Annotated in this window: 14 protein-coding genes; 4 read left to right on the forward strand and 10 right to left on the reverse strand. The window is 39.8% G+C overall.

The annotated features are described in order from the left end of the window. The first annotated feature begins 108 nt into the window (after positions 1-108). From ACFS25_RS16290 to ACFS25_RS16305, 4 genes are all read left to right on the forward strand, one after another. Positions 109-333 carry a hypothetical protein gene (locus ACFS25_RS16290; RefSeq protein WP_381503122.1) on the forward strand — a complete coding sequence of 75 codons (225 nt, stop codon included), beginning with the start codon at positions 109-111 and terminating at the stop codon, positions 331-333. A 4-nt stretch (positions 334-337) separates the two neighbouring features. Then, the gene (locus ACFS25_RS16295; RefSeq protein WP_381503125.1) at positions 338-1,183 is read left to right on the forward strand and encodes a DDE-type integrase/transposase/recombinase; all 846 of its coding nucleotides are present in this window, start codon (positions 338-340) and stop codon (positions 1,181-1,183) included. Position 1,184: 1 nt separating this feature from the next. Beyond that, a complete protein-coding gene (locus ACFS25_RS16300) occupies positions 1,185-1,478 on the forward strand; it encodes an integrase core domain-containing protein (RefSeq protein ID WP_381503128.1) in 294 nt (97 codons plus the stop codon). A gap of 141 nt (positions 1,479-1,619) precedes the next feature. Beyond that, positions 1,620-2,075 carry a hypothetical protein gene (locus tag ACFS25_RS16305; protein ID WP_381503131.1) on the forward strand — a complete coding sequence of 152 codons (456 nt, stop codon included), beginning with the start codon at positions 1,620-1,622 and terminating at the stop codon, positions 2,073-2,075. Positions 2,076-2,369: 294 nt separating this feature from the next. Here ACFS25_RS16305 and ACFS25_RS16310 read toward each other — a convergent pair whose 3' ends face one another. The 10 genes from ACFS25_RS16310 to ACFS25_RS16355 form a co-directional block, all read right to left on the reverse strand. Then, entirely contained in the window at positions 2,370-3,074 is a 705-nt protein-coding gene (locus ACFS25_RS16310) for a DUF6843 domain-containing protein (RefSeq protein WP_381503133.1), read from the reverse strand. A gap of 747 nt (positions 3,075-3,821) precedes the next feature. Then, positions 3,822-4,151: a hypothetical protein gene (locus tag ACFS25_RS16315; RefSeq protein WP_381503135.1), complete on the reverse strand. Its 330-nt coding sequence runs from the start codon at positions 4,149-4,151 to the stop codon at positions 3,822-3,824. Positions 4,152-4,238: 87 nt separating this feature from the next. Beyond that, the gene (locus ACFS25_RS16320; RefSeq protein ID WP_381503138.1) at positions 4,239-4,901 is read right to left on the reverse strand and encodes a DUF6624 domain-containing protein; all 663 of its coding nucleotides are present in this window, start codon (positions 4,899-4,901) and stop codon (positions 4,239-4,241) included. 153 nt (positions 4,902-5,054) lie between these two features. Continuing rightward, positions 5,055-5,255, reverse strand: coding sequence for a helix-turn-helix transcriptional regulator (locus ACFS25_RS16325; RefSeq protein ID WP_381503141.1), 201 nt, complete (start codon positions 5,253-5,255; stop codon positions 5,055-5,057). Between the two features lie 13 nt (positions 5,256-5,268). Continuing rightward, a complete protein-coding gene (locus tag ACFS25_RS16330) occupies positions 5,269-5,748 on the reverse strand; it encodes a hypothetical protein (protein WP_381503144.1) in 480 nt (159 codons plus the stop codon). Positions 5,749-6,164: 416 nt separating this feature from the next. Then, positions 6,165-6,620, reverse strand: coding sequence for a hypothetical protein (locus ACFS25_RS16335; RefSeq protein ID WP_381503147.1), 456 nt, complete (start codon positions 6,618-6,620; stop codon positions 6,165-6,167). Positions 6,621-6,873: 253 nt separating this feature from the next. Continuing rightward, positions 6,874-7,323 (reverse strand): hypothetical protein, encoded by a 450-nt coding sequence (locus ACFS25_RS16340; protein ID WP_381503150.1) that lies wholly within the window; start codon positions 7,321-7,323, stop codon positions 6,874-6,876. A gap of 518 nt (positions 7,324-7,841) precedes the next feature. Beyond that, positions 7,842-8,276 (reverse strand): TonB family protein, encoded by a 435-nt coding sequence (locus tag ACFS25_RS16345; RefSeq protein ID WP_381503153.1) that lies wholly within the window; start codon positions 8,274-8,276, stop codon positions 7,842-7,844. Positions 8,277-8,398: 122 nt separating this feature from the next. Next, entirely contained in the window at positions 8,399-9,010 is a 612-nt protein-coding gene (locus ACFS25_RS16350; protein WP_381503155.1) for a hypothetical protein, read from the reverse strand. Between the two features lie 723 nt (positions 9,011-9,733). Then, positions 9,734-10,276: a hypothetical protein gene (locus ACFS25_RS16355; protein WP_381503158.1), complete on the reverse strand. Its 543-nt coding sequence runs from the start codon at positions 10,274-10,276 to the stop codon at positions 9,734-9,736. Between the last annotated feature and the right edge of the window lie 502 nt (positions 10,277-10,778).

Below are 10,778 nucleotides of genomic sequence, written 5' to 3' on the forward strand. Positions count from 1 at the left end.
TGGCATGCACGGTTTTGAAGACCAGCGGGACCGGGGACGGTCTCGCTGAGTTTAACATATAACAAGTCGTATGCTACTGATTTCTGTATACAGTAAATCGGTAAGCTTATGTATATTAGCGTATTACAACGAAATAAGAAAAGTAGAAAGTCGCTGCATTTTAAGCGAAAGGTGGTCGAAGTCTATCGAGCTGAAATTGCTCAGCCTGCCGACATTCAACAGTACCTACACATCTCTCTGACCGAATTGCGTCAGTTGAACCGATGCGGGGCCGCCCGTGCGGTATTTCAAGCACCGATTAGCCCCTTATTTATACCCCTATCGCTGTTATAAATCCATGAAAAAGCACAATCAAGATGCCTACGTCAAAGCGCTTGAACGACGCTTAGCCGCTACCGAAGACGAGAATAAATGGCTTAAACTCAAAGCCGAAGCCTTTGAAACGGCCATTCAAATTGCCGAAAAGCAGTTTCAAATCCCGATCCTAAAAAAGTCTGCGGGGCCGCCCGTGCGGCACCAAACGGTCAACCAACTGACTCGTCGCTATCCCCTGGTGGGCATGGAGCAGTTGTGTGGGTTGTTTGGCTTAACACCACAAGCCTGGTATGCGGCTACCCGGCGTCAGGAAAAACTAGGCTTTCAGGCAACCATTGTCCTGACTGAAGTGAAGCGGTTACGACAACAGGTTGCGGGCTTGGGGACGACTAAATTGTATGAATTGATGCAGGACTTTTTGACATCTCATCAAATCAAATTAGGGCGTGACAGACTACATAACCTACTAAAGGTCAATGGCTTGTTACTGACAAAGAAACGATCAAGAATCAAAACAACCGACTCTGATCATGATTTAGAGAAGTATCCCAACCAAGTTAAAGAGCTCAAACCTGATCGAGTTGGTCAGCTCTGGGTCAGTGATTTGAGTTACATTCGGGTGGGAATTGGCTTTGCCTATTTATCGGTGATTATGGATGCGTATTCGCGTAAAATTGTGGGCTGGTCCTTTCATATAACGTTGGAAGCAAAAGGGCCAGTAGCGGCCCTGGAAATGGCCTTAAAAACGCGTGGTCAATCGGATCAATCGCTGATCCACCACCGCACGGGCGGCCCCGTCCGATCGGGGTGTTCAGTATTGTTCAGGGGCTTATGTGGATCGGCTGCGCCAAGCGACGATCACCATTAGTATGACCGAGTCAGGCGACCCTAACGAGAATGCCTTAGCGGAGCGGGTTTTTCGGACCTTAAAGGAAGACTTTCATCTGAGAGGATTCCCTACTTTTGGCATGGCCGAAACGGCCGTTGAGCAGGCCATCATTGCTTACAATTCGGTCCGGCCGCATGCGTCTTTAGGCTACAAAACGCCTAATCAGGCTCACCAAGGTCAAGGCCATCAACCACTAAAATGGTACCCGTATAAAAAAGTGCGGTTCGGAAATGTACACTATCAGACTGATACTCAGTTTTGTTCCCCTTTGTAAACCTATTCTAGTAGCATACGAGTTAGTCGGTTGTCAAGACTTGATCAATCTATTAGAAGTAAAGTCTCTTAAACAGTTCTTGTCATTCTTGCTGAGAATGCCTACCTTTTAAATTCAGAAAAATACTAACCTGTTATACTCATGAATCGATTTTTCTTCCTTAGCTGGCTGTCCTTTCTTCTTGGTTGCCAACCTAATCAAGTTCAAATTTCTAATTTATATAGCCAACAATCAGCTAGCCAATTATCGGGTAGTTATCAGATACAATATCAGGTAGTGAAGGGCGATACAGTTTGGTCAACTAAATCAGGTAGTAACAAACTTGGATACGTTTCGATGGCATCCCAAGTGATTTACCAAGGAGACAACAAAATTAAAATAGTTATCACCCCAGAGTTCTCACCTAGAAATGGGAATACTGAACAGACGCAGTATACCTATAGCGGAGGTACGTATGCTGCTCTAACCCCGACTTCAATGCCTAATGAATACAGCTATGTAGATAATGATCAAGAACTTAAGATAAACTTGAAAAGCTATTATTTACGACAAGATGGAGGTAGTTATGGCGAAGTAATCACCTTTGCTACGCGTTGATTGAAGTACTTAAAAAGTCCTACGAATGCTATTCTAACAGCAATTCACTCGCCATTATAAAGGCAACCTGGGAATGATCTTTTATAGATATAAGATTTGTATTTTATTTATTCAATAGTCTTAGTCTAATCCACATTACTTCTGGTTTTAGTCGAATAACATAATTTGAGTTCTACAACTCCTCTCGGAAGAGTACTATTTTTCACTTAGCAGTAGAATAGTACTCTTATAAGAATCGCAATATTCATTAAAATCATACTCTACACAATAGTAGCCAGCTTTTTATAAACTAATTCAATGGTGGGTTTTATTCCTACATTTATAAAGTAAACTGTCAATAAATTTATCTGATAATCCAACATCATGTTGAACTCTCAGGCTATCCCAACAATTTACAACCATCATATGAAATTTATAATTATCGTTGTTCTCTGTGCTTCCACTGCCGCTACCTAAATGGAACAAGCCGATCTTACTCCTTGGTGGCTCATTGTTATTTTTCTCTAGGGTATAATCTTCATTAAAGTCTTGCTGTATGAGTTGGGGAATTACTCCAACGTTATTCCAACTCTTATCTACAAAATAGTATCTATGGTCAATAACACCAGTTTCAAATTCATTCTTTAAAATCATAATCCCATTAGCTGGGATTTTATAGGTAAGTCGCCCATCTACTTTAGGAACTACTTGTCCACAAGGCTCATTATAAATTAGTGTGATCTGACCTCTAAAATTTCTTGGGATAAGAAAAGTCTCAGGAGTCATATGTTTGGAAGCTAGAAAGAAAAATGCAGCAATGCCAGGATACCAGAGGATTAATGGCAAAATGGCTGTAATTATTTTAGTCTTTAATCTCTCTTTCGAAAACCAAACTACTAAAAGCCCTCCAACAAAAAATGGACCTGCAAAAATTAGCCAATATGGGTTTAAGCAAAAGAACCAACTTACAATTGTCAGAATAAGGCCAGTTTTATAATTTAATATTTTTGTGGTAAGCATGAATCAGGTTACTTCTATCTTTCAATTTTGATTGAGTGTCATATTACCTAAAAAAGTGTAATTTAGTTGCTAGGTAAAAAATAGTACTCTTCCGAGAGGAGTTGTAGAACTACCATTATGTAAAAGAATTATTGCTAAAGTCATCTTCAAAGGAGTGTATTTAGTAGCTGCCTTTATTCTTACTTCTCTCACTCTATTATCAAAGATAAATTGACTTAATATTAGCTTTATCTTCTACTACAAGTGGCAAAATATGAGATGATTTTATCAACCTGCTGTTGATTAATTACACCAACGGGAACCACACGTGTAAGAGTATTTCTTCTAACAAATGTCTGTGCTTCTAGAGAATCACATATTTTATGGTAACTACTTGAACTAGTAGTTACTGTTCGATTGGTTACTTGAATAGTTTGGACTAGTTGACAATCATAGCAAGGGCCAGGCTGCTTCGGAAAACAAGAAAACGTTGTTATACCAATCAACAAAAAAAGTATATATTTCAAAATGGTATTAGCTGTCGTATAAGTGGCGTGGCTGTTGCAAAAGCCGGAACGGCTTATGCTTTCCCGTTGAAACCCCTAGTTTTTGAGGCAAAATTTAGCGGAACTAGGCTCATCTATCGAGCTTACCAGACGCCTTTTAGACTTTTGCAACAGCCACTAACGTTATGTAAAGAAACTTTTCTGAGATTACGATTTAACCTTCCTGTTAGCTATCCTACGAAATGTGATAGTCCATAACTGTTTAGTTCTTCTTAGGCAGACTTGTATTAGGCAGCACTCGGAACAATGAATCTACTGACCAATGCTTTACGGGCTCGCTTTTAGCTTTCAAACTAACTGAAATTTGTTCACCAGAAGTTAAAGCAACTGGCATAGACCGGTTAGGCATAGGTATTGCATCCCCCTTCCCATTTCGAGTAGGTATGTCTAATGCATTCCCTTGCCCTTTGAGAATGGGCATATTGTCTATATTCTGATTCTGCAATGAATCGCTTTTTTCCTTCACTGAATTTTGTTGGGCAAAACTCGCTGTTACAACTAGCAAGCATACCAAGGTTACTAATATTTTCATGGTCAGTTGTTTATGCGTTTATAAATAGACCCGTCTTTTACCCTTAAGGTTGTTGTATGAGTGCGTTTATGATAACCTGACTTTCACTTAATTGTCAATACCATGTTTTTTCTTTAACTCAGGCAGTTGCGCTTTATATGCATTAACATCCCATTTGAGATGCCAACGACTAATGTAGTCGGCTAAGGGACCTAAACCGACTTCGGCTCTACGCTTATCCACATTATCCGGATCAACTAATGGCATTACATAGGCTCCATTGGGATCTAAGCTAATCTGACTGCCATAGATTTGCATTTTTCGTTCTCCCAGGGCTACTCGATCTTCTAGCATAGCCAACAAACCCGCATCCGCTTTTTTGGCTTTAGCTGCCTGACGCATTATGGGTAAGAACTGGTGTTGAGTCGCTACGTCTGAATGTTGGATCACCAAGAATTGAGTCATGCTCGCCTGAACTCCTACTTTGTCTTCGCCAATCCAACCGTATTGGCGAAAAATCACTTTAATCTTCTCTAAATTAACTTGATCAGCAACGTGAATCGCTTTCCATAAAGAATCAACTTGATTGGACTTAGCACCGTACTTACGGCTGATGGAGTCAAGTAGTTGCCGTCCTTGCTGGTCATCTTGATTAATAGTCAAAAGCTGGCCCTTAACTGCCTGGTAGATTTGAAGACTATCAATGGATTGTTTTTGGGCGTAACAATCGGGGATAGTTAGGAAGAGAAGAAAGAAAATGAAGACTCGCATATCTGTTGTATAATCAGATGGTATGATAATTCAGAAGCCGTTTTTAGCGATCCTTTACTCGCCATAAAGAGGGCCAATCTACGGATATTCCCTTAACATAATAGGGGAGTATTCATACTGGATTCTGACTAAAGTTTCCAGTAGCATACGGGTTTAATCTCCTTCTTCAATCGTAAAAATATCTTCTACTTTTTTGCCGAAGACTTGAGCTATTTTGATCGCTAAAACAGCGGATGGAACGTACTTGCCCCTTTCAACGGTGTTTATCGCTTGGCGAGACACATGGACTTGATTAGCCAGTTCAGCTTGTGTCATTTTTAAAATGGCTCGCTCGACACGAATTGTGTTTTTCATGTCTTTGAATGGGCTAAATAGGTTCATTTGCTTCAGACTTGAAATACACAATATAGCTATACCGAATAATGTGTAATAGCCAGAATCCCACTACACTAATTGTTATAATGGCAGGCATCAGGTTTTCTAGAGGAATATCCCCTTTGAAGAAAAAATAAGCACTCAAGCAGATCGTAACACCCACTTGAGCAACAGCCGCGAATTGAAGAGATTCTAACCGAACCCTATACATAAACTCATCTTGTTCCCTAGAGAAAAAGAAAGCCAGCAGTCCTACAATTGTGAGACTTATTGAAGTAAAGCCAACGAATTGATTAACTGACCAAAAGTCTGCTGGATATGGATATGACCCGTTCGCCAATGCTTTGGCAGGATCGACAATTCGGTATAAATTGATAAGTCCATTTGATGTAGCAAGCCAAACGCCTGCTAGTCCAGCCACCATCATCACTAGTCCAGCTATTCTAAATTTACTCGGCAATAGGAATCTCATGATCATCTATGTTAAGGTTACTCGAAAAGTAATGTAAACCTTACTCTAAGTCAAGTAAACATGACAAAAAATTTAATATATAGTAAATGTTAGACCTATACACCGTCACTGTTATTGAACTTTTCGTATGACAGACTTGGATTTCTTATGGTGCTATATCTTGAAACAGTTTCTTTATATAAGTCTAGTGGCTGTTGCAAAAGTCAACACTTGGTAAAAATATCTCTGCTGAAAGGTGATTTTCAGCCTTTCAATGGTCAGAAATTGGCTGGCGAACCAAGCTTCCCTAACTCATTACAGACTTTTGCAACAGCCACTCTAGTTATAAAACGCCCCTTCAAAAAGTACAATACCTATCTACTCTGCCCAGTAGCGAAAGTGAAGCTTTATTTGCAAATCATCAGGATATAACAAAACTAGTCAGCAGGCAAATAAAAAATCTTTTCACTTTGGATAGTATGGTTTATTCCATAGGCTAAGCCCTCAATGGCAGCATAAGCCCGTTTATCATAGGAAACACTTTGCCCTTTATATTGAATGGGCACCTTCACAAATTTCTCACCCGATAATTCAGTTAATTTTTCAGTAGACGACCATAAACCAGTAACGATGACCAAGCCTTTGTCTACGGTAATAATGGCTTGCACGTAAATAAGCCCAAACTCCTTAAACAGTGAGGTTATAATTTTATTTTTTTTATCCACCTTATCAATTGGAAAATGGTGCTCATTCATAAAACGAGCTATTGTTTCAAGTGATACATTGTCTTCTAAAGTTGTACTAACAACTAACCCTTTGGAATCCTTAGGTGGCCTTGCAATTTGTCCTTGGCACAGAGATGCTGTTAATAACAAGAGTAATATATATTTCATAAACGGGATCGGTTTTGCAAAAATCGAGGAAAAGTACAATACTTAGCTATTCTTTAGAATAGCTAAGTATTGTACTTTTTGAAGGGGTATTACATAAATAAACATTATGTCATGAAAATAAATTGAGAATGAGTGAAATCGAAACCTAGTAGCTCTCTTAGAAATGTACAACTAATTGTTTAATTTTGGTTGGTCAACGAATCTGCTCCTTTGAGCATGTTGGGTAGAAGCATTTATACAGGCTGGTACTTGGTTATACTACACTACCATCGGCTTCAAATACGATTACGATACTGCTACTAATGGGGAGTCGGTGCACATTGACGATAATTGGTTTTCCGCTTGGAGTTTTAAACCCAGAGTCCAGTAAACGTTGGAGTTGGGGTGGCCGGATATATAATCGATCCCCGATAGCCTCATCCAAACAACGCAGTAACTCCGGAGTTGGCTTGTGTTCAGTAACGTCATGCATGGATGATTGAGTGTCGTAAAAAAGCACAATATCACGGTCTAAACTAGCCCATTCAAGGGGTGGATTGTCTTTATAGTGGTCATCAATGGTTGACTTAATTAGCCAGCTTGGACGCCCATACCGGAGAAATCTATTCACGACGACTACGCCTTTATCTCCCACAAAGAATTCCTTTCTGACAGCATTGTCAATAAAGTCGGCGAGTATTTTTTTTTTGATTGACGTCGTCAATCGTAATTTTTTTGCAAGACTGCGCCATAGTAGTGTACACTACACACCAAGCCATTCCGATAAATATAAGCCAGGTTTTCATGGTCAATAATCACAAAATCGTATTGTGTACGTGGCCATTTGTATAAGTGGCTATCGGTTAGCGGTAGTCATTTGCGTTTCCTTAGAAACCACCAAAGAGCTAGTGCCAGAACAATGATCACCAAGACTGGCAAGATAAGACTGCCTTTGTACACCGTTCCGTAATAATCACCTGGAGCCGGTTGAGTTTGTCTACTCACGTCCATGCTAACTGAAGTCAAGTATGTTATATAGTTGTTGTGGCTGTTGCGAAAGTCTGGAATGGGTCTAAAAGGCATAAATTGGGGACCCGTTACGACCCCATTCATGGGTAAAAATGGCCGGTATAACGAGCCTTCTACAGCCCTATCGACTTTTGCAACAGCCACTAGACTTTTGTTATGAACATAAACTCAGATCCAGATAAAGACTAAACTAACCCTGAATCTGAGAAAAATCTAAAGATAGCCTGTTATAACCATCTCCTTTAATAAGGTGTATTGACCAGATTTCTGACGCAAAATGGAAGCATCTGACTCGGCTCGCTTAATTTTATCCTTCGCATCTAGGACAAAGGAAAGGGGCAACACATAATCACCTTGATATTTTTGGCTTTGTGGAGGCAGTTGTTGCCAAACTCGGTTAATCTCCTGTTGAAACGACTTGTCAACATGGGAAGCGTTCAGAATGACCATGTTAGTAATCTTCCCTTGTGCGTCAACTTTGAAGTTGACATAAGCCTCAGATACTTTTTGTTGCTGGTGAGCTAACTCAGGATAGCGAATTGATTTACTAACCACTTCACCAAAAGTATGATCGTCATTTAACGTTTGGGCATGAATTTGCCCCATAGATAGGGCCACAGCTACTAAGGACAGGATTAAGGTTTTCATGAGTGAAATGGATTAAAGTTTACACGTGTAACTCGGTTAAAACGAGAGAGTTAAATTGTTTTATTATTCTACAATCAAGCTCGCTTTTTGTGTTATATAAATGCAAATATGTTAATTTGAGGTTATTGTTTCAACTTGATGTCCTCTATTTTCACTCGAAATAGGCCTTGTCGAAACCGAGCAATTAGAGGCATGCTGTTAATTAACCGGTTGTATACTTTTAGATTCTCATCAAGATCAAATGAAAAAGCCCCTTCGACTGTATTGGATTGCGGGTCATAGCGAGTAATACGTATCCAGCCTGGCTTACGACCTTCATAGTGATAGTTTTTGTTCATCCCTCCTCCATTAATCAACAGCCAGTAATTAATTCGCTCTAGATCAACCGTTCGGGCTTTATCCAATTTACGCAGCTTAAACTTCCCTTTTTTGAGCGGAATGTTGTAGACATGAAGTCGTTGAGTGGGTATACACTCGCCAAGACAACCTGTAATAATGGGTGAGCGGGTCGCCGATCCATTGCCCGGATAGTTGATATCGGTTATCATCTGCAAGTTGAATTGCTTCACCGAGTTTGGCTGTTCCTTGGGTTTAACTAATCGAATGGCTTTGCCAGTAGCAAACCAAGTCGAGTCATTCAATACGCCAATTACGTTGTACTGACTGGAGGTGGGCAGTGAAGGGGGTCTTATACAAGCTGTACATGTCATGAATAGTACTAAAATCCTTTTCATGTCTTATGTTATAAATCGAGCATTATTGGTAAGCTCGTCTACTCAGAAGCCATTCTTGACGGTACTTTACTCGCGGTTGGAAAGCGTTCATTCTAAGCCCATAATGCAGGTCTATACTCTTCCTGCGCGTCGGCCGCCTTGCACAGCTTCGCAGGGAGTTGATCTTGGGATAGTTCATTAACATAACGATGGTGGCTGTTGCAAAAGTCGTTACCGATTAAAATTCCCCTTGTTACCCCCTTATTTTCGAGGTAAAATTTAGCGGAATGAGGCCTGAGATTAAGTCTAACAAACGCCTGCCAGACTTTTGCAACAGCCACGTTCGTTTAATAAATGTTAAATCGAGTTCATCAGGTGATTTATGTTCTACAAACTCATCCAACTTGAATAAATGATACGCTGATTATTGAGATGGCAATTTGAGAATACATTTAATCATTATGTACCGTAACAGATAAGATCATACCAAAGGGTCGGTAAATCGGGGCTTTATTGAGACGCTTCTTCGTGAGTTATGACGCTTCTCACGGTCCGCCGTTGCGCCAGGCCGTGCGTAACTAGACTAGCCGGTAATGGCTGAACTGTGTTGACAATGACTATTACAATGTTAAAGAATAAAAAGCTTGTAATCAATAGTTTGTTAATACATAGCCTATTGCTAAGTTGGCGCATCAACACACTTCAGCCACTACCGTAGGACTGAGAAATGAATAGGCATTCATTCTACTTTACCTTAGTTGCAGTAAGTGTATTATCAAAAGAGCCTTTGTATCTAAATGTTACCACGTCCTTATAAAAGCTACCAAAATACTTTTGGTTGTCAGTAAAGAAAATTGTGTCATTTCTTTGGGTTACCGGAAACGTAAATGATTGAGAGTTATTGGGTGGAAATATTTTCATAGCCTCATTTAATTGTTCATCACTAACTGGGCCACCATTGGAAAATACAAACGAACTGACTCCAATTCTGGTCTTATCTGAGTTAGATCGCTCAATTATTATCCTACCTGCTATGAATGGAAATTCATCAGTAGAGATTGTAGAATTGAAGATAGTTACTGCTTTCTGTACTTTATAAGTACCTATTAAATCTGCAACTAAATCAGGTTGAGGGTCTGGGTCTTTATGACATCCAACAAAGATTAATAAAGCTACTAAGATTGAAAAAACGCGGAAATTCTTGAACTGTGGAAAAGACATATTTCTCAAGTATTGTCTTTGGATTAGATTGAGCAAATATAAATTATTCTGCTTCGCCGTTGCCATCTTCAGGCTTATCGACGATCATTTTTTGGAACGTTTGGATCGCTTCCCGGAACGCCCACACCTGGTGTTCCTCGTGGGGCAAAGTACCGGGCATCAAGTGGCTTGTTATCTGGTAAGCTCAAATAATGCTCAAGCACAAAATTTAGAGGGGCCGTATCGACGCCAGCAGAGTACAAATGTTCTTTTAAGTCAATGAAAAATCATTGTCAACACAGTTCAGCCACCACCCAATATGTAAGAATAGTGTAGGTAGAGTCAGAGCTATCCAAAATACTCCACAAACTTTTACCAAAAGAGGATCATACTCAAAGTAGACCACTACCAGGGCCATTAAACATGTCCCGATTATATGAAATGATAGAGCTTTAAAATGATTTTTGATCGTTATTGAATATGTAGTCATCAGCTGATAATCATTCAAGATTTTCTCTCACTAAAGGTTGTATTACCCTGATTTTACTTGACAGATTTACACTCGTTTTCATGCCGCAGCCATTGACTG

The sequence above is a fragment of the Spirosoma flavum genome, assembly GCF_042686045.1.
In the GTDB taxonomy this organism is placed as follows: Bacteria; Bacteroidota; Bacteroidia; order Cytophagales; family Spirosomataceae; genus Spirosoma; species Spirosoma flavum.

Coding starts and splice junctions, on each gene's coding strand:
- ACFS25_RS16325 (WP_381503141.1), bottom strand. CDS start 5,255: ATGAAAAACACAATTCGTGTCGAGCGAGCCATTTTAAAAATGACACAA.
- ACFS25_RS16290 (WP_381503122.1), top strand. CDS start 109: ATGTATATTAGCGTATTACAACGAAATAAGAAAAGTAGAAAGTCGCTG.
- ACFS25_RS16305 (WP_381503131.1), top strand. CDS start 1,620: ATGAATCGATTTTTCTTCCTTAGCTGGCTGTCCTTTCTTCTTGGTTGC.
- ACFS25_RS16355 (WP_381503158.1), bottom strand. CDS start 10,276: ATGGCAACGGCGAAGCAGAATAATTTATATTTGCTCAATCTAATCCAA.
- ACFS25_RS16320 (WP_381503138.1), bottom strand. CDS start 4,901: ATGCGAGTCTTCATTTTCTTTCTTCTCTTCCTAACTATCCCCGATTGT.
- ACFS25_RS16295 (WP_381503125.1), top strand. CDS start 338: ATGAAAAAGCACAATCAAGATGCCTACGTCAAAGCGCTTGAACGACGC.
- ACFS25_RS16335 (WP_381503147.1), bottom strand. CDS start 6,620: ATGAAATATATATTACTCTTGTTATTAACAGCATCTCTGTGCCAAGGA.
- ACFS25_RS16350 (WP_381503155.1), bottom strand. CDS start 9,010: ATGAAAAGGATTTTAGTACTATTCATGACATGTACAGCTTGTATAAGA.
- ACFS25_RS16330 (WP_381503144.1), bottom strand. CDS start 5,748: ATGAGATTCCTATTGCCGAGTAAATTTAGAATAGCTGGACTAGTGATG.
- ACFS25_RS16310 (WP_381503133.1), bottom strand. CDS start 3,074: ATGCTTACCACAAAAATATTAAATTATAAAACTGGCCTTATTCTGACA.
- ACFS25_RS16345 (WP_381503153.1), bottom strand. CDS start 8,276: ATGAAAACCTTAATCCTGTCCTTAGTAGCTGTGGCCCTATCTATGGGG.
- ACFS25_RS16315 (WP_381503135.1), bottom strand. CDS start 4,151: ATGAAAATATTAGTAACCTTGGTATGCTTGCTAGTTGTAACAGCGAGT.
- ACFS25_RS16300 (WP_381503128.1), top strand. CDS start 1,185: ATGACCGAGTCAGGCGACCCTAACGAGAATGCCTTAGCGGAGCGGGTT.